Source organism: Methanosarcina subterranea (assembly GCF_055385895.1).
In genome coordinates this window covers 4,605,961-4,628,547 of record NZ_AP042426.1, presented here as the reverse complement: position 1 = coordinate 4,628,547, position 22,587 = coordinate 4,605,961, and the positions used below count along the sequence as shown (strand labels likewise).

Here is a 22,587-nt window from a genome sequence, read left to right as displayed (position 1 = left end):
AGGCAAATTAATTCTTCATCTGCGCATATCTACAGAATATTGAGTCCTTGATCTTTTTTCTACGTATTTTAAATCTTATCCCGCATATTTTCTTTATTGGGGAAGCGGCATGGGGGATGTAACAATTGCTTTTTTCTTACAACATTTGCAGGAATTTCCACCGGGCTTGGCAGTCTTATAGCCTTTTTAGTTCCCAATCTGAAGTTTACGTGGCTGTCTCTGCTTCTTGGTTTTGCGGCAGGTGCCATGACATATCTATCGTTCGTGGAACTACTTGCTGAGTCTATTGAAGTTGTGGGTTTTTTCCAGGCAAATACCGTTTTTTTCCTGGGATGTTCGGGATGGGGCTTCTGGATTGCGCGGTTGAGCACATCCATATGGATACCCTTCCTGATGAAAGCTCTTTTTCACATGTGAAAACCGTAATCTTCAGAAAACCGGCCTGTTGACTGCGATAGGGATTGCAATGCATAATTTCCCAGAAGGAATGGCGGTTCTGGTTTCATCTCTCATTTCACCTTATCTAGGTTTTTCGATTGCAATAGCTATAGCAATCCATAACATTCCTGAAGGGATTGCGGTTTCGATCCCTATCTATTGTGCCAGTGGCAACAGAAAAAAAGCTTTTGTTTATTCCGTCTTTGTAGGGCTTACCAAACCTCTGGGTGCAGGGTTCGGATATTTTCTTCTTTTCCGCTTCCTGACCGGAGTTTATAAGATCTCATAAAAATCGTGGTACAGCTATGGATATTATGTAGGTCTAACAAGAAATTAATTAAGTTCCAAACTCGTTTCGTTCAATTTTGGCGTCACCACATATTGAACTAGCTCACCGATTGATACTTATATGATTTTCACCATATTATACTAAAGAAACCATAATAGGGCGTCTTGTTACAGAGATCCTGTGTTAGACCCCATATAGTGGGAAATTAACTATTTTTGTGCCACACCGATTTATTTAATTGGTTCTATATTTGTCGGTTTTATATTAAAATGCTTGGAATTGTTACCCAACATAATTAATTTTTTGTTAGACCCTAAGTAGATCATGTCGCTTGATGTGGCTTTATACTATAAAGTATAAACTCCGGCCTGAGTACTGAGACACTCTTTCTTATGCTCGCTTCGGTCGGCGGGGTCATGGTCTTTATATGTTTTGATGAGCTGCTGCCAATCTCCATAAAGTATGGAAACGAGCATCTCACTTTTCTGGGGGTGCTTTCGGGAATGGTTGTGATTGCCCTGAGCCTCTATCTTATCCATTGAGGTTTTTGAGACTTTTTATCCAAAAAGCTAATAATCATGAGCTAAAAACCTTATTTTATATATTTTCTCTCCTTATTCGGTGCTGAGCCATTTAAACAGCACCGGAAGCTCCTATATTTCAGGAGATTTCCGGTTTGAATTAAAAATTAGAATTGAGAACTTTTAATTCCACTGCTAGTCTTAAAAGTTATTTCTCTGTAATTTCCTAAAATTTGTAAATTTTTTGACTAAAACAGGCTGATGAGCCAGAATCCTGGGCACTTTTTCTCCTGGGTTCCAGGGTTCACGATGAACGATCCGGGGATAAAAATGCAAGAAAAATTTATAATGATAGTGGTTTTTGTTCTGTTCTTATTGACATCGTTATCGAACATCCTGTACTGGTGGAGGTTGCCTCGGATTCAGAACTAAGAATTTTAAAATTGTTTTTAAAAATAGGTACAAAACAATATACTTCATTTTTTGGTTAATGTGACTCTTTTTTAGAAAGAATACTTAATCTGGTTTTTCTGGAATTATATCCCATTTCATTTGTATTCGGTTAAGGATTTTGAGCTGCGGATCTCGATTTCGACGGAAAAACTCAAACCCAAATGTTTAGTGTTTAAATTGAAATCGATATCAGATTCCAGTTTTGCATTTGATGAATAATTTAACAAATTTTATGAAAATCAATGCAAGTGATAACGATTTTTCCTTAACCGATGACCAATGTATCCCATTTTTATTTCTTTCTTATCTAAAAATCTATTTTCTTTTCATTTTACCCGAATAGCTAACAATTGTGAGCCAAAAACCGTCTTTTATGTATTTTATTCCCTTATGCTCCGAATGTTGAAGGTATTAAACAGAATCGGCTGCTCATTTATTTGTGGAAGTTCTGAGGTTGAATTAAGAGTTATGATCGAGAGCTTCCAATCTCAGATTCAAAACTTGACGGCTGTTTTAATGTAAGTTCCGAAAATTCGCAAACTTTTAAAATAAAATAGTCTGATGAGCTGGGCATCCTGATTATTTTTCTCCCGGGGTGCCCCAGATTTCATGATAGATTGACTGGGGATAAGATGCGTACGGCACAAAGCAGGTTATTGGTTTTATGTGCGGTGGTTCTTCTACTGCTGGCACAGAATGTATCGGCTGATGAAAATCAGGTGAATCTCACTTTTATCTGTTATGATGGGAGCGCCCTTGCTGCGGCAGAGCAGTCCAATCCATACAATGCAAGTATAAATGTAACATATATTTCCGGGTATGCCAACTTCACTGACATCACCTTTGAAAACCAGGATGTAATATTTTCTTACATGCTCTGGTCGCAGTTCGAAGATATCGGGGATGACCTTGAAAGTGCTCATGAAAATGGGACTGCACTAATAGACATTACATCAATGATGGATCCGACATATATTAACACTTCAACTTATGATCAGATCTTTACCGGAACTAGCCCATATAATTCTACTGAAGAGAAATTCTTCTACAATATGGGTTCTAGGGGAGTCCTGAAGAAAAACGCTGAAAACTTCCTTATTTATCTCGCAAAAACTTACGGAGATAAACCCGAACTTACTGACAGCTGGGTTTATCAGGACCCTGTAGAATTCCCCGAAGCTGCGCTCTATCATCCGGATGCTCGTTCTTCTACAAACGAATCTCAGCCCGATTGGTTTGAAAATACCACCGATTACCTTGAATGGTACTCTAACACAACTGAGTCACGACATATTTACGACAAGAGTAAGCCCACTATAGGGATCTGGTTCCACGCTTCCGATTATACAGGTGATAACCTTGAAGTCATAGACGCCCTTATTCGTGATCTGGAAGGAAAGGGCTGCAATGTAATTGCAGGCTTTGATACCTTCAATGATATCCACAAGTTTTACTTTGACGAAAATGGAGAACCTCTTGTCCAGTGTGTAATTTCTCTTAAGAGCTTCCGTTTGAATTACGAAGATCCTGATAAAGGTGTACAGGAGCTTGAAGACCTTGACGTTCCTGTCCTCACGGGATTGGTTGTTTCAAACCCTGCTGATTCTACAGACATAGCTGACAACAACAGGGGTATTCCCAGCAGTGAAGTTGTGTATAAGACCCTGCTTCCGAGTATTGATGGGATTTTTGAATACATTGTAATAGGGTTTGATAATTACGACTCCGAAACCGGAGAAAGCAATTATGAGCCACTGCCTGTACAGGTCGACTGGATGGCAAATAGGTCGATCAACTGGGCAGAACTGAAGCTAAAAGAGAATGAAGACAAGAAAGTAGCTGTCATCTATTACAATTACCCTTCAGGAAAAGACAATATAGTGGCAAATTACCTCAACACCACCCAGAGCATGCTTGATCTTCTCAATTCAATGAATGAAAGCGGGTATGAGGTCTCCGGAATTCCTGATAATAGCAGTGCACTCATGGAAATGCTTCAGGCTCAGGGTATCAATATCGGTTCCTGGGCTCCGGGTGCTTTGAATGAAATGGTAGAAAATAAGACGGAGTGGGGAGTTCACCTCATACCCATGGAGACCTACAGAGGGTGGTTTGAGTCTGAAATTCCGGAAGACCTGAGAGCCAACGTAACAGCCGAATGGGGAGAACCCTGGTCTGAAGATCTGCCTCAGGATAAGAGTGTTATGGTCTATGAGAATGAAACCGGAAAGTACATTGTAATTCCTGCAGTGCGTTTCGGAGACGTCTGGCTCATGCCTCAGCCTGCCAGGGGGACAGGGCAAAACAATGACACCCTTTACCACAGCAGTGTTGTACCTCCAACACACCAGTACATAGCTTTCTACCTCTGGCTGAATCATGACTGGCAGCCTGATGCGCTTATTCATATGGGTACTCACGGTACGCATGAATGGCTTCCGGGTTCTACTTATGGTATGAATAGGACTTCTGACTGGTCTCCTCTGCTTCTTCAGGACCTTCCGAATATCTACCCCTATATAGTTGCCAACGTGGGAGAAGGAATAACTGCGGAGTACAGGGGCAATGCCCTGATCATTGATCACCTGACTCCAACTCTCGAACGCAGCGGGCTTTATGGAGGCTTGCTGAACCTCTCAATTGATGTCCAGCAGTACTACGATCCCAGCATTACTTCCCAGACGAGGGCAGGATACAGGCAGGCAATAATCGATGAGATAACGGCACTTAACCTTGGTGTCGATCTTGGAATGGAGAATGTAACCGCTCTCCAGAATTACAGTGAAGAGGAATTTGAAAATTTCGTCAAAAATGTCCTTCATGAGTATCTGGAAGATGTAGGAAATGAAAATATTCCATACGGGATGCACGTTCTCAGCCGTGTTCCCGGAACGAACATGACAGATCCTGAAAAAGATGAACTCTCTGCAATGGTAAGGGCTATGCTTGAAGGAAGCTTTGAGAATAATGTTACTGCCTTCTATCCGGAATCTGTTTATCCTCTCGGAATTCCGTTAAATGATACAAAAGTTACCAGACTTGTCTGGGAGGTCGTAACCAATAATACTGGCGTTTCCGCGGCGCAGCTTGAAGTTTACGGAGAAACAAACAGTTCGGTTACACTCGACCTTGAACTTGGACTGGAATACAGGGACCGGCTTCTTGACTGTGATGTGGAAATTGACAAAATTCTTTCAGCCTTAAACGGAGGCTTCATCTCTCCAGGTTCTGGACTGGACCCGATAATGAATCCGGATGCTGTGCCTACAGGGCGCAACTATTACAGCATAAATTCGAAGCTCTATCCTTCAAAAGCAACATGGGAGATCGGAAAATCTCTTGCAATCCAGATGCTTGAGGACTACTATAGCGAGCATGGGGAATATCCTGAAAAGGTTTCATTCTCAAGGTTCGGGGTGGAGTTTATTGCAGACCACGGAACTCTGGAAGCAGAAGTGCTTTACATGCTCGGAGTACAGCCTGTCTGGGACGAGTACGGGTATGTGACCGGAGTTGAAGCTATCCCTGAAGAAGAATTGCTGCCAAACTATGATACGTCAAAACCGGGGAGACCGCGTATTGATATTGTCTACACAACCGCAGGAATGAGGGATGCTTTCCCGGATAAGATTAAGATGGTAGATAGCGCTGTAAAACTTGCAAGTTCTCTTCCTGGCGAAAACTACTCCAACTACGTTAATCAGAGTTCCCTTACACTCTACGATACCCTTGTCTCCGCAGGGTATGACAGTGAAACTGCAGCAAAACTCTCTACAATGCGCTGCTTTGCGGTAATGGACGGTACTTATGATATCGGAGTCTCAGATGCGGTCAGTGCAAGCGGGACATGGGACGACGAAGAAGCTATTGCAAATGTATACCTGGACAAAATGGGATACGCTTACGGAGAGGATTTCTGGGGCATACAGTCCAGAGAACTCCTTGAAGGCAACCTGAAAAACGTTGAAGCTTCCGTGCATTCGTCCTCTTCAAATCTTTACGACTCCCTTGACAATGATGACCTTTTCCAGTATTTCGGCGGCATGAACCTGGCAACAAGGTATATTAGCGGCAACACTCCGGAGATGTATATCTCGGACACAAGTGACCTGGACGGGGCTCAGATGGTGGGAATGCAGGAGTACCTCAGCAAGGACCTGCGGGCCAGATATTTCAATGACAAATGGATCGAGGGGATGCAAAGCTCAGGATATTCAGGCGGCAGCATGATGTCAGAATTTGTGGACAACCTCTTTGGATGGGAAGTCAGTGATCCTGACCTTGTAGACGACACTGTCTGGCAGCAGGTGTACGAGACCTATGCCAGTGATGCTTCTATGAGAGAGTGGTTCAAACAGAATAATCCGGACGCTTACCAGTCAATCACTGCCAGGATGCTTGAAGCTGTCAGGCACGATTACTGGACACCTTCGGACGAGGTTATCGAGAGCCTTGCAACAGCATATGAAGAGTCCGTGGCTGAGAATGGGGCTTCATGCTGTCACCATACCTGCGGAAATCCCCTGCTTCATGAGTTCGTAAGCGGAATGGTATCTGTTCCGGGCTACTCTGAGCAAATAGAAGCTGCAACCCAGGTCGAAACTCAGAAAACAACTGAAGAGACTCAGAGCAGCAGCAGTAGCAGTAAAGGGCATCAGACGAGTGTTGACGAAAAACTGAACCAGACAGCCAGAGCAAATTCCGAATCCCAGGACAGCAATCAGACTGTTCAGGACTCTAACACGGGATACGGAACAGATTCTCCAGAACCTGCTCCTGAGGTCCGGCAGAGTTCTGAATCTGATTATGTGGAAGGCTATGAAATGCAGAAAGAATCCGTCGAAGAAGCCGAAACTGGAGGTATGTCCTTCTCGGGCTCTGATATTGTCGGAATTCTCTTCGTGATAGTGGCAGTTGGAGGTATCTATCTCGGGTTCCGTAAAAAGAAAATGTAAATACGGTGGAAGAAGGGAGCTTTTATTTCATGCTCTTTTCTTCTCATTTCCCTCCTTTTTGTTCTCTTCCTTTTTTGTTCTCTTCCTTTTTTTAACCTGTAGTTCAATTTTTTCTAATATTTGGATCGAATAATAAGGCACCTTATTCCGTCCTTTCTACTGCTCCCCTATTTTTGTTATCTTTATGGCTAATAACTATTATCAAAAATCGCAGGTTTTTATGTAAATAAAGTAAAATTGCGTTCGAATAATCTGGTATTGTTTATATTTTGAGGTGAAAGGCTGATGGTTTATTAAGGCTATAGCTATCTAAAACATCATTCAATAATTCATATCGAATGATGTTTTTTCTCTGCATTAATAAGTAAAGTTTACTTTTGTTATTGGTTCGCTGTGTAATTTTATTTTCTCTGTTGATTTGATTTGCCGTGTCTGCTGGTGGAACTTCAAAGTTGAAATTTCAGGAGTTTCCTGAAAGCAGCATACAGAAGCAAGATTAATATGCGGGGTTTTCACAGCGCTGAACTTAATAATTTTCTGGAGTAGGGATTATGAAAGAACAGTCGAATAAAGAAATAGACCCTTTGAATAAAAAAATTAAAGCTTCCGGATTGACAATTTTAATTCTTTTAATGCTGTTTTCTGCCTCCCCGGCGGCAGGAAGTGAAGCATTTCAGTATGAACTTGTTGCCAACACTACCAGTGATGCTGAAGGTAATTACCTGCTTTCCGGGATTCCGGACGGAAACTATACGCTTGTCGCTCTTTACAGCGAGGACAAATGGCGCCGCGCTGACGAACAAATCCAGGTCCAGGGGACGGACCTTTCGATTAATCTTGATACTTCAAGCAGAGATGTCGATGCAAATGGGTCCCAGGCTATTCTTGACCTTAAGGGCAGTGGAGTTGACGGCAGTGCTACAATCAGCGGGCTCACCCGCCAGAAACAGATGAACGGGGACCCTATATCTCTGGGATACACAGATGTTCTTTTGTTGAGGGAAGTGGTAACAGAAACTCCGGTGAATTCCAGCACCGGCCAGCATCTGGATATTGCTATTGTTACAGGATACCGGAGCCATGAGCTCCCCCTCAAAAACCTTGTACAGGATATCAACAGTAACAGTAGCCTGAACCTTACTCTCAGCTGTTTTATGGCTGACTACGTGATGGAAAATGACGTTGACCTGAGTGGGATGGACATTATTTACATCAACATGCTAAGCCCGTCAACTGTCCAGAAGCTCACACCCACGGTGGATGTGGCGATTGCTAATGGATGTGTGGTTATTGATGACGATACTCTGCTGAACGAGAGCATCCCGCTTTCTGAAGACCAGATAGAGAGCTACAGAGAAAAACTAAACAATTACTGGCTTAACGGGGCTTACGACCAGAGCAACCTGAAAAACCTTGTATTCTGCATCGCCAGCGACTGCTGCGACAGGTCTGACCTCCTGTACGAAGACCCTCATACGCTTCCAGAAAGGGCGATCTACCATACGAACATGACAGGTTACTTCACCGATTCCCTTGATGCCTACATTGCCTGGTACTCGAACAGAAGCGACGGAGGACACGTCTACGATCCGGCAAAGCCCACAGTTGCAATTACCATGTACCAGAGCTATTTCCCCTTTCAGATTGAGCCCATTGACGCTTTGATTTCGGAACTGGAAGCAAGGGACTACAATGTTATTGCCACTTACGGGTCGGATTCCCTTTCCTCTGGAGACTTTTTCAAGCAGGGAGACGAAGTCCTTGTGGACGCAATCATCTCTTTTACGTACTTTGGCAACAAGTTTGATGCCGAAGAGCTTGATGTGCCTATAATCAACGGCATTGTTAACAATTACATGAACAGGACCGAGTACGAAGCCAGCAGCAGACCGCTTCCTGCGGATAAGATGATGAAACTCGATTTGCAGGAACTCTGGGGGGCTATTGACCCGGTAATAATGGCTGCAACGGAAATAGATCCCGAAACTGAGACCGAGACTTCAGTTTCCATAGATTACCAGGTAGGCTGGCTCATTGACCGGGTCGAAAGCTGGGTGAATCTCGGGGAAATTCCTGAATCCGATAAAAAAATTGCTATAATTTATTATAACCACGGAGGGGGAAAGGACAACATAGGGGCTTCCTATCTTGATATCGTCCCCAGTCTGTCCAGCCTGCTTGACGCTATGGCTGTCGGCGGATATGCCCTGAATGAAAGCCAGGCCCCGAACGAGACCGAACTCCTTAACCTGATGCTTACTCAGGGCATCAATATAGGGACCTGGGCTCCGGGGGAACTCGAGAAGATGGTTGCTACAGGCAAGGTCATTCTCCTTCCTGAAAGTACCTATGAAGAATGGTTCCTTGGACTCCCTGAAGAGAGGCAGCAGGAGGTTACTGACCAGTGGGGCCCGGCTCCGGGGGAGATCATGGTCTGGGAAAACGAGAGTGGAAAATACCTCGTGATCCCCAGAATCGAGGTTGGGGAGAACGTGCTTCTGGCTCCGCAGCCTTCGAGAGGCTGGCTTGATGACAGTGAGGCTCTTTATCATGATTCAGAACTGCCTCCCCACCACCAGTATATTGCTTTCTATCTCTGGCTCCAGCATTCTGAAGAGGAAGGCGGGTTTGGCAGTGATGCTCTGGTCCATTTCGGCAGGCATGGGACTCAGGAATGGCTGCCTGGAAAAGAGTTCGGGCTTTCGAGGTACGACTGGCCTTCCCTGATGATCGGGGACCTGCCCGTGATTTACCCTTACGTTATGGACGGGCTTGGAGAAGGCAATGAGGCAAAACGCAGAGGTGGGGCAGTCATCGTCGACCACCTTGTCCCACCGATTATTTCAGCAGGAAGCTACGGGGACTATGCAAACCTGAGCGAAGCTATACAGAACTATGAACAGGCAGAGGTAGACGCTTCCCTTAAAGCGGCTCACAGGTCTGAAGTTTTAAACCTGACCCTGTCCCTTTCCCTGGATAAAGAATTCAACATGACAGAGGCGGAAAACAACGAGACTTACTTTAATACCGTTTTCCTGGAAGGGCTTGAAGAGCTTCTGGATGAATATAAGAGCCAGTCCATGCCTTACGGGCTGCACACCCTGGGCACAAGCCCGAAAGGAGAGCAGCTTGTGGGTATGGTAAATTCCATGCTAGGCGCTGACTTTGCCGATTCGGTTCATGAATTCAATGGAACCGAAGGTGCCCAGCTCTATCTGCTTGACCTGGTCCTGAACCAGGGAGGCAATTCCACGGAGGCTCAGACGCAGGTGCTCGGAGCAGGCAATGAAACTGTCAGTACCTTCCTTTCCAGTGCGGAAGAATACGCTGCAAACCTGGCTCTTGGGGAAGAGGAAATCCAGCAGGTCCTTAATGCCCTGGACGGCAGGTTCATCCCCGGAAACCCGGGAGGCGACCCTGTTAGAAATCCGGAAGCACTGCCTTCGGGAAGAAACTTCTACGCTTTTGACCAGCGGATAGTGCCAACAGAGGCTGCCTGGACTTTAGGGCAGGAGATGGCGGACCAGATGCTTGATGCCTATGTTGCCGAACATGGGACCTACCCGAGAAAGGTGGCTTATGTCCTCTGGGCAGGGGAAACCACAAGGCACGAAGGGGTTATGGAGGCAGAGATCCTCTACCTGCTCGGGGTCAAGCCTGTGTGGAACAGCGGCAGGGTAGTTGATGTGGAAGCTATCCCCATGGAGACCCTGGGCAGACCCAGAGTTGATGTTGTGGTCCAGATCTCAGGCCTTTACAGGGACATGTATCCTGACAAGGTGCGCCTGCTGGACAAAGCTGTAAAACTGGCTTACGCCCAGGAAGACTCTCCTAACTATGTGCGGGAAAATGCTGATGTCCTGAAAGCCTCTTTGATGAGTGAAGGTTCACTGAATGAAAGTGAGGCTCTGGACCTGGCCCTGCTCAGGATTTTCGGGTCTTCGGACGGAGCTTACGGGACAGGCCTTCCCAACGCGGTCTCTGCAAGTAATACCTGGGAGAGCAACGACGAGCTTGCAGAGCTTTACATCAGCAAGATGTGCAATGCCTACGGAGAATACGTCTGGGGCGAAAACCTGAGGGAGCTTTTCGAAAAGAACCTTGAAGGGGTTGAAGCCACAGTGCACAGCCGGAGCACAAACCTCTACGGGACTCTGGACAACGACGACTTCTTCCAGTACCTGGGAGGGCTGAATCTCGCAGTCAGCTCCGTTTCGGGAGGAGAATATCCGGATTCGTTTATAACGAACATGCTGACCGGAGGAGACGAGCAAGTCGAAACTCTGGCAGAGTTCCTAACAAGGGAAACTTATTCCCGCTATTTCAACCCCAGATGGATCGACGGTATGCAGGGGCATGGTTATGCAGGGGCCAGGGAAATGTCGGACTTCATTGAGAACCTCTGGGGCTGGGAAGCCACAAACCCGGATTTGATCAGTGATAAGATGTGGAATCAGGTATATCAGACCTATATGGCAGACCAGGAATTAAGCGCCTGGATAAAACAAAACAACCCCTATGCGTACCAGTCCATGACAGCCCGGATGCTGGAGACCTCCCGCAAGGGCAACTGGGACGCCTCGGACGAGGTACTTGAAAGCCTGGCTGCGGAATACGCAGAGTCCGTGGTCGAAGAAGGGGTCACCTGCTGCCATCACACCTGTGGGAATCCTCTCCTCAACAGCTACGTATCAGGCATGGTCTCAGTACCCGGTTTCACCGAAGCAATTGAAGAAGCTACGCAGGAATCTCTTGAGCAGAAGGAGCCTGAAAAGCACAGCAGCAGCAAAGGGCACCAGACGAGTGTTGCCGAAAAACTCAACCAGACTGCAAGCACCGGGGAATCAGCTAGCAACCAGACTGTCCAGAATTCAGATGCCGGTTATGGTGTGGATTCTCCGGAACCCGCTCCGGAGGTCCGACAAGCTGCAGATTCCAATTATGTAGAGGGCTATGAGATGCAGAAAGAGCCTGTCGAGGAAACCGAAAGTGGAGGCATGTCCTTCTCTGGCGCCGATATCTTAGGGACCCTCTTTGTGGTGGTCGCAGCCGGCGGAATTTATCTGGGAATGCGGAAGAAAAAGTTTTAACGATATATAATAGCTTGAATTCTTAAAAACAGCTTTAATGTCTGGAAAAAGGGGGGTTCCCTCTTTCCTTTCTTTTTTATACAGGTCAGGTCTTTTCCAGTCCTATGTTTTGCTCCTGAATACCTGATTTTTCTGGTTGTTAAGACCTTTTTTCAGTCCGTACTTTCTTCTTCCTTTTCTTCTATATCTTTCATATATGGCTTAATATCCAGCACAGGCGTCCCGTTGATGGCATCAAGGCCTTTTACATGGAGCACGTTGCCCTCTACTTTCAAGAGCTCTACAAGGGTGAGTCCTATCCCGTTAGGGCGGTACGGGCTCCTGCTTGCAAAAACTCCTGACATCTCCCCGTCATAGCGGCGGCGGTGGATTAGTTTGTATCCTTTTGATTTGCTGAAATAAAAGAGGATATACAGTTTTTCAAGCTCTTCTACTCTGTAAAGCCCGTCCATCAGGTCTTTTTTAATGATAATTTTTGAAACCTTTTCGTAGATCTCTTCATTATGCTTCGGCTCAAGGTAGTCATTCTCAACATAGCCTATAGGGGTAAACTCTACTTTTTTGGGGATTATCTCCGCATTTTCATTCATCTTTTGCCTCAAAACAGGAGATGCAGACGATTTCCCCCTTTTTCACTCTTCCCAGGGGTTCCATAAAGCCTTCTCCGCACTTGCTGCAGATGAGGGTAGGATAGATTATGGCTTTTTCCGGAGGCTCGATTTCCACTTCACTGATACTGAAGAGTTTCTCTTCTGGCATTTCCAGTACTCTCTGACTTTTTGCTTCATGCGAAGCCCGAAACTCTTTTGCTTCTTCGGGGTTTGCAGTGCCTGCCCTCAGTTTTGCGAAGAGCGCAGTGTGTTTTTCGTCCTGTGGGAGAACGTCAGGTTTCAGGGAAATTCTCAGGGCTTTTTTGTCCCCTCTCTTGAAAAATGTGTATACATGCTTCCCGTGTTCTTTAAATATGAGATTTCCTTTCCCGCAGGTGCAGCCGTTGATTGCCTGAATTGCATCTACTGCACATGATCTGTTTTCCACAACTGCAACAAGTTCTTCATCTTCGCTCCGGTCCCTGAAACGCTCGGCAGCCAGCATAGCCACTCTGTACCCTAAAGAAAGGCCGGGGCAGACGTGTCCGTGGAACTTTACAGCGGTATCGAAATTAGCATTATTGAAATCCAGGTTCTCAGCTCCTACTTCCAATACATTTCTGATATATCAGATTAATTTAATTACTCAGTTTCATATTCTTCGAATACTATTTATAAATTTTGTATTTAATTATTATTACAAAAAAAATCTGAAGTATTAACCACGGATCGACATCGGTATTATTTTAAAAAGCTGTAAAGTTATGATATTAATTTGTCTCTCTTATTCTTTTCTCCATATGCTGCAGATATCAGGTCATCAAACCTTCCCTCAATCTTTTTCTATCTAAATTAATATTTATATTATGATGCTCTACGGATAATCAGTTTTACCTTCAAAGTAAGTTCAGCCTTCAAAGTACAAACGAAGTGAAAACCAGATAGTAAACGACGTAAATCCTTTTACAGGCAGCTTGCCTGCTGCCTGTAATAATTATTCTCAGAAATCTAAACCATCTAAAAACCATCCAAAAACCGTCCAAAAACCAACATACAAAGACTCATTTGACCGGAGTTTATACTTTATGATTAAAAGTGATATCATTCGGCTTATTTTTCATAGGGTCTAACTAATTTTAATTATTTGTCACCAAATCTTACTCATATTACATAAAAAATAAAAATATCAATAGGATTATTTATGGCAAAATTAATAATAGAATAATTCAAAGAATTTATATGTATTTAGGGTCTAATAAATCTCATGCATTTCAAGATCAAAACTATAAAAGGCAATAAATATCTTTATGTCATCAAGAATGAATGGATCGATGGAAAAGTAGTTCAAACAATTCAAAAATATGTTGGAACCGCGGACCATGTTTATGAGCTCATAACAAAAAACACTGAAAAAAAGGTAGCTTCCTACTCTTTTGGTAAACCAGCTGCCTTACTCAAGGCAGCTGAAGACGTGGGGTTAATCAAAAGTCTGAACAAACACATTGATCGGAAAAACATAAAAGGTCTCACCCCAGCAGAATATATTCTCCTAATCATCATTGGTAGATCCGAACATTCCTTAAGCAGAAACGTTCTTGATGACTATTTTAAAGAAAGTTCACTTCAATTTTTCATGAAGCCAAAGTACAAACTCTCAAGTCAGAACTTCCTGAATTACATGGAAAAATTGGATGAAGAAACAATCCGCAAAATCGAACTTGATATCTCTCAAACATTGATCAAAAAAGGAATAAGGCCAACGAAGCTAACATTTGATACAACTAACTTTTATACTCACATCGAGCATGGGGAGGATCTTCCAAAAAAAGGTTTTTCCAAAGATAAACGATATGATAAGAACCTCATCGGAGTTGGTTTGACAACTTCAAACGGAAACCTTCCTTTTCAGACAATTACGTATCCAGCAAACGTTCCTGATGTAACTCTGTTCTCCGATCTGATTGACAGTATCTGCAAACGTATAGAAGAGATAGGGATTCCTCTTAAGGAAATAACAATTGTTTTTGATAGAGGAATGAACTCTACAGATAACATAGAACATATTTTGGATAAAATGCACGTTGTTGGGGCTTTACCTTCTTCGATGTGCAAAGATTTATTCCATGTTCCTTTGTCCGATTTTGAAGAAAAATGGGAGAATGGAAAAAAGAATATCATCAAAGCTCATCGTGTAAACGGAAACTGGTATGATAAAGAATTTACTGGAGTCATAAAATACACTGAAATTACTAGTCGAAAACAGATGCATGAGTGGGAAGTTAAAAAATTTGATATCCTGGAGAAGATTGGAGAAATAAGCTCAAAACTTAACCGTAAAGGAAAAGGCAGAAAAATGACATCAAAAGGTCTCATGAATCGTATTGTTGATACAATTCCAAAGCAATATAGAGGTCTCTTTGATTACAATGTCGTTGAAAAAGAGGGAGAGTTACAACTTTATTTCAGTTTAAATGATGATCAGGAAAAAGAGTTTCTTTTAGGGATGGGAAAGACTGTTGTGTTTACTGATAAGGATAATATTGCAACAAAAGAAATTGTGGACATGTACGATTCCCGAAACATGATTGAAGAGGATATAAAGTGGCTGAAAGACAAGTTACTGATACCGGTAAAGCCTGTGTATGTCAGAAAGGATATGAAGATCAGAGCCCATGTGTTTCTCTGTGTAATGGGGTTACTGCTACACAATTATTTGCTTCATTTGATCGATGACCAGGAGCTAACAATTCAAAAGCTGGCCGAGAATCTTGAAAAGATAAGAATAGGATTAGTATACAATGGAAAAGGAGGGGAAAACGCAGAGTTTGTCGTAGAGGAAATGAACAAAGAAACTGCGGAGATCTTTACAAAACTTCAACTTGGGGAGTATATCCCAAGTTGAAGTCGTCAACTTAATTAATTTTTTGTTAGACTGTGAATAATCATAGCCAAGAGCCTTTCTTTTTTAATATCTTAGAAACTCCGGTTTGAGAATCAGTTGACTATTTAAAACCAGCAGTTAAGAAATATTTTCCTTTTAGAAAAGAAAATTCAGGTTTTAAAAGAATCAGTCTTTAAAAGAAAACTCAGACTTTAAGAAAATTAGATTTTGAGAGAATCAGACTTTCAGAGAATTCAAGCTTTATGATTATTTTCTATAAGGATAATAGGGACCATATTTGTCCAGAGGTCCCTACTGATGATCCAACCCCATTGGACTGAGAGGAAACCCTTTACTCTCAATCTCTATCACTTTTTACGGTTTCTAATTATATAACATAAACGACATGAAATATTGGTTATGATTCAAATTATGGACGTTCTTATTTTTCTTATATGGCTTTGAAAAATTTGTTCACATTATATATTTCATCTACGTTAAAACTTTCAGAGAAGATCAAAAGATGCCTCATTTCTTCATTTCTTTTATCCTCCTGAAAATTTATTTCAGGATCTGAAAATCTACAATCAAGTTTTTTTCAATTCATGAAGTTCAAATCTGGTTTTTTGGCTTACAATTTTTTCAATCAGAGCCTTCCCAATTCATAACCTCTCCAATCTGGACGTCACTACCTAAAATTATTGGAATCAAACTAAACAATTTTTTAAAAGTTAGATGTCCGAATAATTCGGGATTAAATATTTTTTACGGATGAAAACTCTTCAAAAATACTGGTATTAGAATTGGGAGCCTTTTGCCACCTCTGATTTGGCTCCCAATTGTGTGATTCAACCCCTACGATTAAGAGAAAAACCCCTTAACTCTTAATCGTCAACTTCCTCTTTATGTTATAGAGGTATATAACCTATACGACCTTAAAATTTACTTCCCATTAAATTATTTAGCTGCCTCAAAATCAAGTTACTCTGACTTAAAAGCGATTTCTTACATTCTCAATTTCTATGATTTTTTACTCTGTAATATTTATTCAAATTTATACTTTTCCATCGGTGCAATGTGTTAAATTTTTTTCATACAGATTAATGGAAAATGTTAACTAATTGAATATTTTTGGAAGGAAAGATACTGAAAAATACGAAAGATACTTATCAAGTGCTTACGTATATCTCAAAAACATGAACAGCCAGCTTCTCGAATTAATTTTCCTCTCTGAGAAAAGAAAAGATCTTCTTTTATTTTTAAAGGAAGGGCCAAAAACTATCAACGAAATAAAAATACATTTAAATGCCAGTGCTGTAGCTGTCCTTCCTCAGTTAAAAAAGCTAAGGGATGACTCTCTGGTATTCAGGACTGAAGATGTTTACATCCTGTCTCCTCTTGGTATAGCTGTAGCTGGGAGAATGCAGGCAATGGTCAGTTTGTTAAACGTTTTTGGTAACTGCTATAAGTACTGGGCAAACCATTCAATTGAGTGCATACCTACCCTTTTGAGGAGCAGGATTGGAGATCTGAAAAACTGTACATTCTCCGAACCTCCTGACAGGACACGCCTTTTTGAACCTCACAGGGAATTTGTGGAAAACCTTGCGATATCAAGACGAATAAAAGGTACTGCCTCCATTTTCCATCCTCTTTACCCGTCTCTTTTTCTTTCTTTCGCAAAAAAAGGAGCTGACATCTCTCTTCTTGTAACCCGTCCGGTTTATGAGAGGATAAAAGAGGAATATCGAACTGAATTTAGAGAATTTCTGAATTTAGAGAATACATGTTTCTATGTATGTGACGAAAAAATAGAATTTTCTCATGTTGTTACTGACAGGTTCCTCTCTCTAAGCCTTCCTTTTTCTGACGGCATTTTTGACCATAAGCAGGACGTCATGTGTTTCGACCTGGGTGCCCTTCGGTGGGGAGAAGACCTTTTTGTTTACTACAGGGACAGATCCGAAGAAATAACTGAAATCTGAATTTAACTAAATTCAGTCTTTATCGCCTGAATTCGGGAACTTCCGGGGGCTGGCTATAAATCGGGGAAAGATAGCTATAAATCGAGCTCTGACTATCCTTTATATTATGGAAAAAGTTAAGGAAACCGCAGAAAAGATTCGAACGATGGAAATCCGGGGCGCAGGCAGGATTGCAAAAGCTGCTTCAGAAGCCATCAGAGATTATGCTGCAGGTCTGGAGGCAGCTTCAATGGAGGAATTTAGTGCCGGTATCCAGGAAGTTTCGAGTTTTCTTATCAGTACCCGCCCTACAGCTGTTTCCCTTCCGAATGCTGTAAAACTTGCTTCGAGGTATTCTTCAGGAAATGTAGAAGAAGCAAGACAGGAAGTTATCGAAAACGCAAATTCCTTTATCGAGAAAGCAGATAAGGCCCTTGGAAGAATAGGTAAAATAGGGTCAAGAAGAGTTCGGGACGGGGACGTAATAATGACTCACTGCAACTCCCACGCTGCCCTTTCCATCATTACAGCAGCTTTTGAAGAAGGAAAGGACATATCGGTTATTGCCACTGAGAGCCGGCCCCGGCGCCAGGGTTTGTTAACTGTCCGGCACCTTAACAGCTTTGGCATCCCTTCAACCCTGATTGTAGACTCTGCTGTACGCTACTACATGAAAGAAGTGGATAAGGTAATAGTCGGAGCTGATGCGATTGCAGCCAACGGAGCTCTTGTTAATAAGATCGGGACGTCTCAGCTTGCCCTTGCTGCCCATGAAGCCAGAAAGAGTTTTATGGTAGCCGCCGAGACCTTCAAGTTCAGCCCGAGCACGATTGTGGGAAACCCTATAGAAATCGAAGAAAGGAATACAGATGAAATAGTCGATCCTGCGATTATTGCAGACCTCTCTCATGTGCAGGTAAAAAATCCGGCTTTTGATTTTACCCCTGCTGAGTACATCGATATGATCGTAACAGATATCGGAATTATTCCGCCCGCCATGGCATATACCGTAATAAAAGAGCACCTTGGATGGGAGTTTGGGGAAATTTAAAGAACATACTTTCTGGTCTCTGTCCCCTGCTTTGTTTCTTTTGGCGGGTCCGGGTAAGCTGGTGCATATCTTATCGAATGTGAATGGAAAGCCGGCTTCCTGATCAAAATAAATCTTTCTCAGCCTGGATGCATCTGCTTATAATTCCTTCTTTTTAATTTTCCTGGTTGATAGTGTCTTTAATAATCTTTTATCATCCCGTCCGTGATCCTGAGTACCCTTGAACATTCTTTTGCAACCTCTGGGTCGTGGGTAACCACAAGAATTGTTTGTCCTTTTTCGCTCAATTCCTTGAATGTACGGACAATAGAGTCCCGGGTTTTACTGTCCACCTCGCCTGTTGGCTCATCTGCAAGAATCAGGGCAGGCCTGTTCGCAAGCGCCCTGGCAATAGAGACCCGCTGCTGCTCTCCCCCGGATAACTCCGTAGGTTTATGATTGAGGCGGTCTCCAAGGCCCAGGTCATCAAGCAGGGCTTTTGCTCTTTCTTTTCTCTCTTTTTTTGGCACCCCGGAAAAGCGCATAGCAAGTTCAACGTTCTCAAGAGCTGAAAGTGTAGGTATCAGGTTGTAGTGCTGGAAAATAAAACCTATTTTCTCTCTTCTAACTTCCGGAAGCAGCTTTTCGGGCACTGAGGTAAGGTCTGTCCCGTCGAGAATTATTTTGCCTTCCGTGGCTTTTTCAAGCGTGCCGATCAGGGCAAGCAGAGTTGATTTCCCTGAACCCGAAGGCCCCATTATCGCAAGAAGTTCCCCTTTTCTTACGGTTATGCAGGCGCAGCGAAGGGCATGAACTGGAATTTTACCCTGTATATAGGTCTTGGAAAGATTTTCAACCTGCATTATGACTTTCTGCCCTTCGTTTCCCAAATTGGGCTTATTTCCTTCTTTTTTCGGCTTTTCCGCAGTTTCAAGTCTTTTTTCTTCAATTCCCATTTCATGCATGCTTCAAAGCCTCCATAGGACTCATCTTCGAAGCCCTGTACGCAGGATAAAGCCCGGAAAGAGCGCCAATCAGCAGAGCAAAAACCATGGCAATTATAAGAAGCCTGGGAGTTATCAGGAAAAGGACGATCCTTGTCGTTGCAAGCCAAGCATTCATGATATAGACTGCCCCAACGCCAACCAGAATTCCGAGAATTCCACCTAATAAACCCATGAATGAAGCTTCCCCCAATGTCAGGAGCAGGATATCCCGTGTTTCTGCGCCTATTGCTTTCAAAATCCCAAACTCCCTTGTCCTCTCGGCAACGGACATGAGCATTGTATTCATCACACAAAGCCCGCCTATAATTGCTGCAAGGAGCCCGGAACTGATGGTTATTACACTGAAAATCATAAAGGACTGCCTTGCCTGCACCTCAAGTTCCCCTGGAGAAAGGGTGCTTGTGCCTTTTACGCTTAACTCTATACGCTTGGATAGCATCTCAGCATCCACCCTCTCATCAGGCACGGCAAAGATATAGGATATCGAATCCCCCACATTATACAGGCCCTGGGCAGTTTCAAGGGGAATAATTACGGCATTATCAAAGATGGAACCTGTATACTCAAGGATTCCGACAACGGTAAAATATTTGTCATGGATTTCAAATTTGCTGCCTACCTCAAGTCCATATTCTCTTTTGATATTGTTCCCGACGACAACGCTATAGGAATCTCCCGGATTGAGGAAGCGACCTGCTTTCAGCTCCACAGGGTTAAGGGCAACGCTGGACTTTTCAGGAGGGACACCAAGGATCTGTTTTCCTGTCATGCCCATCTTATCTTCATCAAAGGTAGTCATTAAAAGCCCGTAGGCATCTTTTACCCCGGCTACTCTCAAGACATCACTTACCTTATTATCTGTAAGCCCTCCTCCAAAAACCCCGCTTTCGGCAAAGACCCGGATCTTGTCACTGGTCACACTCATGGAACGTTCAAAAGTCTGGTGGAAATTCTCAGACATGGCGCCCATAACTATAACTGCAAAAATCCCGAGGGCTATTCCACAAATTGTCAGTGCGCTCCGGACTTTCCTGTTCGTTATGTTTCGGATGATCAGGTCAAACATAGTGATCCCACGTGCGAATGCGTCTAATCCCGGCTAACTTTAAATAGCTTTGAGGTTGTTGATTTTGAGGTTATTGTCTTTTAAGCTATCGGCTTAGGCTACTGGCGTGGAATATTGACTTTGAGCTTATTGAGACAATTAGCGCACTTCTTTTTTCTCTCTCTTTTTTCTCCCCTCAAAACCGCAAAACACAGGAAAATCCCAAGTGCTGCCTGAAAGCTAAAGGCTGGTGATTCCTCAGAGGGATTTATCTCGGCTACGGGCTCAAAAACTCGCAGAACCGTTTCATGGCTGTCAAGGACTTCATCTTCCAGGTTTACTGCATAAACCTTTACATTATAGTCCCCCCTGGGAACCCCCTGCCAGATAATTCCTACAGTGTCTTCCTTCCCTGCGGTCAGGATATCGGCAGTTTCTTCAAAAACCTGTACCTCTCCTTTCTCAGGAGTCAACACAACCCTGATAATTCCATTGAAAGGCACCTGGGATTTTCCAATGACTGTAACGCTTGCCCCGTATTCATCCACGTCGATGTCCGCATCAAGGATTTCTACTTTTTCTTCTGCTCTGAATTTCGATGTATAAGCTGTAGTAAGAGCAGGGGAATGGGAACGCACTTTCAGGAGAGCCGTATAATTTCTGTCTTTTTCGAGAAGGAAAGGCCAGTACATCGCTTTATAATAGGCATCCGTTACAGGGACATTTTCCATATTTTCGGAGTATATGATATCTGTGCCGGAAAGGAGCTTAAGGTCCATATCTGCCATTCCCGGCTCAGGTACCTGAACGAGTCTGAGGTTTGCGGAGCTCGTAAGGGTTATCAGAACGGAAGCTTTTTCGGAGTCTGCAGAGAAATCCACAACTTTGAGGTTTGAAAGATGCGGGTTTCGGTAAGAAAAAGAAAGTTTCCGGGACTCAATGGTCTGGCTGCCGTCCTTTACAAGAAGCTGTGCTGTATAAGAATCCCTATCTTTTCCAAAGTCCTCTTCAAGCCCCCAGAAAAGGATTTTTGCGATTTCCTGCCCTTCATTTACGGAGCCCAGATTAAAGGTTTCTGATTTCAAAATTTCTTTTCCCGAGCTCAGGGTAAAAACAAGAGAAACATTTTTAAAGGGCTGCTCAAACCTGACCGTTGCATCACTCAGGTCATGGTCTGAAAAAAAGTCAATAATAATTATACTTTTATTCTCTTCTCCGGCAGTTGTCCCGTTCATCGCCCCTGAAACAGGACTTGCCTGAACACATAAGAAAATCAGGAATAAAATTAAAGAAAATAAATGGAAGGTAAACTCTCTCTGCTTTAAACAGTTCTTTTTTTCTGGCAGGCTCAAGCCCGGTTCCTCCTTATTTCCAAAAACTGCCTGGAACCAGAGCTGGTAACCTGATCTGGCTCTCTGCAATATGAAGTATGTAGGAACCTCTATGTTTAAGTTTTTATGTTTTCTACATTTTTCAGTTTTAATATGCCGGAGAAAGGCTGTAACCCTGCTTCAGGTTTTTATTTTCTTTTTGTAATCCAGGTTCCGCAGGATACCGGAGATTTTTTGGCTGCCTCTCCGCCCAGAATTTCTCCAAGTAGGGAAGGGTCCCGGGCATCCATGACAAGGGCGTCTAGCTTGCAGCGTTCTATTATTTTTGCGGCTACAGGGTCCACCGGAGATTTCGAGCCTGCTTTCATCTCGATTGCCATAACTATGTTTATGAGTTTTTCAGGAGATATCGTGTCATATTTGATTGCGCTCGGGTCGCAGTTAGGGTCTGAGGAATAAACTCCGTCAATTGAGGTTGCAATTGTCAGCAGGTCTGCGCGCAGGTACTCGGCAAGGATTGCAGCTACGGCATCAGTTGTCTGGCCTGGTGTAACTCCTCCCATTACCACAACTTTTCCTGAGTTCATAGCCTTTGAAGCTTCAAGATAGTTTGAAGGAACCTCAGGGTACCCATCGGATCCGAGAGCCGCAATAAGCAATCTCGCATTCAGACGGGTAATCTCAATGCCTATGTAGTCGCAGGTTACTTCATCTGCTCCCATGGCCCGCGCAGCCTCTATGTAGTTCCGTGCTGCTTCTCCCCCGCCAGTTACTACAAGCAGTGTATGTTTTTTCGATATGTCTTGCAGGACTTTTGCGTATTTTAAAAAACGAGCCGAGTCAAGATCTTTTGCGAGAATTGAACCGCCTAATGAGAGTACTATGAGCATGATGATCTCTACACATTAACAATGCGGATTTTTAAATGTATCGCTGGTATTTTTTCCATAAGTTCCCAAAAATCCATTATGTATTACAATACCTGGCTGAGAG

At 43.3% G+C, this 22,587-nt stretch carries 14 protein-coding genes; 7 read left to right on the top strand and 7 right to left on the bottom strand.

The window, feature by feature from the left end:
• Window positions 1-68 precede the first annotated feature (68 nt).
• The gene (locus tag ACZ5A8_RS20150) at window positions 69-377 is read right to left on the bottom strand and encodes a hypothetical protein (protein WP_464531160.1); all 309 of its coding nucleotides are present in this window, start codon (window positions 375-377) and stop codon (window positions 69-71) included.
• Between the two features lie 68 nt (window positions 378-445).
• Here ACZ5A8_RS20150 and ACZ5A8_RS20145 point away from each other — a divergent pair, with 68 nt between their 5' ends.
• The 4 genes from ACZ5A8_RS20145 to cobN all read left to right on the top strand — a co-directional run bounded on the left by ACZ5A8_RS20145 (window position 446) and on the right by cobN (window position 11,746).
• A complete protein-coding gene (locus ACZ5A8_RS20145; protein WP_464531159.1) occupies window positions 446-727 on the top strand; it encodes a ZIP family metal transporter in 282 nt (93 codons plus the stop codon).
• Between the two features lie 392 nt (window positions 728-1,119).
• Window positions 1,120-1,269 carry a hypothetical protein gene (locus ACZ5A8_RS20140; protein WP_464531157.1) on the top strand — a complete coding sequence of 50 codons (150 nt, stop codon included), beginning with the start codon at window positions 1,120-1,122 and terminating at the stop codon, window positions 1,267-1,269.
• Window positions 1,270-2,333: 1,064 nt separating this feature from the next.
• The gene (locus ACZ5A8_RS20135) at window positions 2,334-6,656 is read left to right on the top strand and encodes a cobaltochelatase subunit CobN (protein WP_464531156.1); all 4,323 of its coding nucleotides are present in this window, start codon (window positions 2,334-2,336) and stop codon (window positions 6,654-6,656) included.
• Window positions 6,657-7,207: 551 nt separating this feature from the next.
• Complete coding sequence (cobN, locus tag ACZ5A8_RS20130; protein ID WP_464531155.1) at window positions 7,208-11,746, top strand: cobaltochelatase subunit CobN; 4,539 nt, start codon at window positions 7,208-7,210, stop codon at window positions 11,744-11,746.
• Between the two features lie 152 nt (window positions 11,747-11,898).
• Here the strand turns inward: cobN and tsaA are convergent, their stop codons facing one another.
• Together tsaA and ACZ5A8_RS20120 are read right to left on the bottom strand one after the other, a co-directional pair.
• Window positions 11,899-12,336, bottom strand: coding sequence for a tRNA (N6-threonylcarbamoyladenosine(37)-N6)-methyltransferase TrmO (gene tsaA, locus ACZ5A8_RS20125; RefSeq protein ID WP_464531153.1), 438 nt, complete (start codon window positions 12,334-12,336; stop codon window positions 11,899-11,901).
• Window positions 12,329-12,949 carry an FmdE family protein gene (locus ACZ5A8_RS20120; protein ID WP_464531152.1) on the bottom strand — a complete coding sequence of 207 codons (621 nt, stop codon included), beginning with the start codon at window positions 12,947-12,949 and terminating at the stop codon, window positions 12,329-12,331. The genes tsaA and ACZ5A8_RS20120 overlap by 8 nt, the downstream gene beginning before the upstream one ends.
• A 651-nt stretch (window positions 12,950-13,600) precedes the next feature.
• On the opposite strand from ACZ5A8_RS20120, the gene ACZ5A8_RS20115 reads away from it, so the two are divergent.
• The 3 genes from ACZ5A8_RS20115 (at window position 13,601) to ACZ5A8_RS20105 (ending at window position 18,232) form a co-directional block, all read left to right on the top strand.
• Complete coding sequence (locus tag ACZ5A8_RS20115) at window positions 13,601-15,238, top strand: IS1634 family transposase (protein WP_464531151.1); 1,638 nt, start codon at window positions 13,601-13,603, stop codon at window positions 15,236-15,238.
• Between the two features lie 1,175 nt (window positions 15,239-16,413).
• Window positions 16,414-17,202 (top strand): helix-turn-helix transcriptional regulator, encoded by a 789-nt coding sequence (locus ACZ5A8_RS20110; RefSeq protein ID WP_464531149.1) that lies wholly within the window; start codon window positions 16,414-16,416, stop codon window positions 17,200-17,202.
• Between the two features lie 106 nt (window positions 17,203-17,308).
• Complete coding sequence (locus ACZ5A8_RS20105; RefSeq protein WP_464531148.1) at window positions 17,309-18,232, top strand: ribose 1,5-bisphosphate isomerase; 924 nt, start codon at window positions 17,309-17,311, stop codon at window positions 18,230-18,232.
• 179 nt (window positions 18,233-18,411) lie between these two features.
• Here ACZ5A8_RS20105 and ACZ5A8_RS20100 read toward each other — a convergent pair whose 3' ends face one another.
• From ACZ5A8_RS20100 to pyrH, 4 genes are all read right to left on the bottom strand, one after another.
• Window positions 18,412-19,074 carry an ABC transporter ATP-binding protein gene (locus ACZ5A8_RS20100; RefSeq protein ID WP_464534224.1) on the bottom strand — a complete coding sequence of 221 codons (663 nt, stop codon included), beginning with the start codon at window positions 19,072-19,074 and terminating at the stop codon, window positions 18,412-18,414.
• A gap of 94 nt (window positions 19,075-19,168) precedes the next feature.
• The gene (locus ACZ5A8_RS20095) at window positions 19,169-20,284 is read right to left on the bottom strand and encodes an ABC transporter permease (protein WP_464531146.1); all 1,116 of its coding nucleotides are present in this window, start codon (window positions 20,282-20,284) and stop codon (window positions 19,169-19,171) included.
• A 98-nt stretch (window positions 20,285-20,382) separates the two neighbouring features.
• The gene (locus tag ACZ5A8_RS20090; protein ID WP_464531145.1) at window positions 20,383-21,684 is read right to left on the bottom strand and encodes a hypothetical protein; all 1,302 of its coding nucleotides are present in this window, start codon (window positions 21,682-21,684) and stop codon (window positions 20,383-20,385) included.
• A 98-nt stretch (window positions 21,685-21,782) separates the two neighbouring features.
• Window positions 21,783-22,484: a UMP kinase gene (pyrH, locus tag ACZ5A8_RS20085; protein WP_464531144.1), complete on the bottom strand. Its 702-nt coding sequence runs from the start codon at window positions 22,482-22,484 to the stop codon at window positions 21,783-21,785.
• Window positions 22,485-22,587 lie beyond the last annotated feature (103 nt).